General features: G+C 63.5%; 1 protein-coding gene. It reads right to left on the minus strand.

What is annotated here, in order from left to right:
- Positions 1-417, minus strand: a 417-nt coding sequence (locus tag GCN74_RS28355; protein WP_226939282.1) for a condensation domain-containing protein, incomplete at both ends; no start/stop codon positions are given.

Genomic DNA, 417 nt, shown 5'->3' on the forward strand with positions numbered 1-417 from the left:
CTCCATACTGGCGGTTGGCAATCGGGCTGCCGACGCACAGGTCCGCCTGGCCGCTGTAGCGATACAGCAGCGCATTGAAAGCGCTCAGCAGGACCATGAACAGCGTCACGCCGTGCTGCTCCGCCAGGGTACGCAGGGCAACAGTGGCCGCCAAGTCAAGCGTGAAGCTGTGATTGGCGCCAGCGTAGCTTTGCACGTTCGGGCGCGGGAAGTCCGTGAGCAGGTCGAGCTGGTCCGGTACGCCCGCCAGTTTTTTCTTCCAGTAGCTCAGTTGCTGTTCCAGCACTCCCTCTTCTTCCAGGCGCTTGCGCTGCCACACGCTGTAGTCGAGATACTGGATAGGCAGCACGGGCAGCCGTGCCGCTTCGCCGCGGCGCTGCGCATCCATGATCAGGCCCAGTTCCCGCACCAGTACGC

The organism is Janthinobacterium sp. FT14W, from assembly GCF_009208755.1.
Lineage (GTDB): Bacteria > Pseudomonadota > Gammaproteobacteria > Burkholderiales > Burkholderiaceae_D > Janthinobacterium > Janthinobacterium violaceinigrum.